Origin of the sequence: Armatimonas sp. (genome assembly GCF_031410135.1) — a bacterium.
Lineage (GTDB): Bacteria > Armatimonadota > Armatimonadia > Armatimonadales > Armatimonadaceae > Armatimonas.
The window spans coordinates 1-1,592 of record NZ_JANNYP010000064.1; the positions used below are offsets into that span (position 1 = coordinate 1).

Here is a 1,592-nt window from a genome sequence, read left to right on the forward strand (position 1 = left end):
TTTCTGTGCGAATTGGGCTCACAAGGCCAGAGAATTTCAAGACCGTCACGCACCCCGGGAACAAGCTGCACATGTTCGGGCAGGCGGGTAAGGAAGGGGTTAAGTATGATCTTGTCGCCCAAGCCTTTACAAAAGATGGTCAGATTTTGACGTCATCGAATGTTCTGCAAATTGAGAAGGCAACGGAGCTGACCTTGCTTCTCACGTCGAAAACGAACTACAACTGGAACAACTTCGCCGAACCCTTGCTACGAGACCGAATGGCCGCATGTGACAAAACGTTGTCCAAGGTTAACCTTCGAACGGTACGTCAACGACACCTTGATTCGCACCAAAAGCTCTTCCGTAGAGTCGATCTTGATTTGGGTGCGGGCAACAACTCGTTGCCGACCGACAAAAGGTTGCTGGCCGTCAAAGCTGGAAAACAAGACTCCGGATTGGAGAGTCTGTTCTTTCAATACGGTCGATACCTGTTGATGTCCTCCTCCCGGCCAGGAGACATGCCCGCCAATCTGCAAGGGCTTTGGAACAAAGATATCAATGCCCCTTGGAACGCGGACTACCACACCAATATCAACCTTCAAATGAACTACTGGCATGCCGAGGTTGCAAATCTGGGTGAATGTCACGTTCCTCTCTTCGATTTGATGACCCGACTGGTACCGTCTGGGTCGAAAACCGCCGAGCAAATGTATGGCGCGCGAGGATGGGTAGTCCACCATCTCACCGATGTTTGGGGATTCACCGTCCCTGCCGATGGCGTTTGGGGAGTCTGGCCCGTGGGTGCGGCCTGGTTGGCTCAACACCCATGGGAACACTTCCTTTTCTCGCGAGACCGAAAATTCCTAGCCGACCGTGGCTATCCGCTTATGAAAGGCGCGGCGGAGTTCTTGCTTGACTTTTTGGTGGAAGCGCCGTCGAATTCACCCGTGGCCGGAAAGCTTGTGACGAATCCTTCACACTCCCCGGAAAATGCTTTCCGCAAAGCCGACGGAACGACTTCGCAGTTCACCTATGGGGCGACGATGGACCTCGAAATCGCCCACGATCTCTTTACGAATTGCATCACGGCGATCGAAGAAATGGAATTGGTCAAGCCCGGTTTCGATGCTAAGTTCAAATCGGAACTCACGACCGCTCTCGCCAAGCTCGCCCCCCTCCAGGTGAGCAAGAAGACCGGGCGATTGCAGGAATGGATCGAAGACTACGACGAACCCGAGCCCGGGCACCGGCACCTTTCACACCTGTTTGGACTCCATCCAGGGAATCAAATTTCCGTTCTCAAGAGTCCAGATTTGGCCGATGCGGCGAAGAAGTCGCTTGAGTACCGACTCTCGCATGGCGGCGGACACACTGGCTGGAGTCGTGCCTGGATCATCAACATGTGGGCTCGATTACAGGATGCAGAGAAAGCCCATACTAATGTTCATCAGCTTCTTGCAAAGTCCACGCTCCCAAATCTCTTTGACAACCACCCTCCGTTCCAAATCGATGGCAACTTCGGCGGCACCGCGGGGATTGCAGAAATGCTTTTACAAAGTCACGAAGACTCCATTCACCTTCTCCCAGCATTGCCCAAGGCGTGGGCCACC

1 pseudogene is annotated in these 1,592 nt (G+C 53.6%); it reads left to right on the forward strand.

Annotated elements, in window-relative coordinates:
- Positions 1–71 precede the first annotated feature (71 nt).
- Positions 72–1,592: pseudogene (locus RMO15_RS02315) on the forward strand (glycoside hydrolase family 95 protein); the annotation flags it as partial.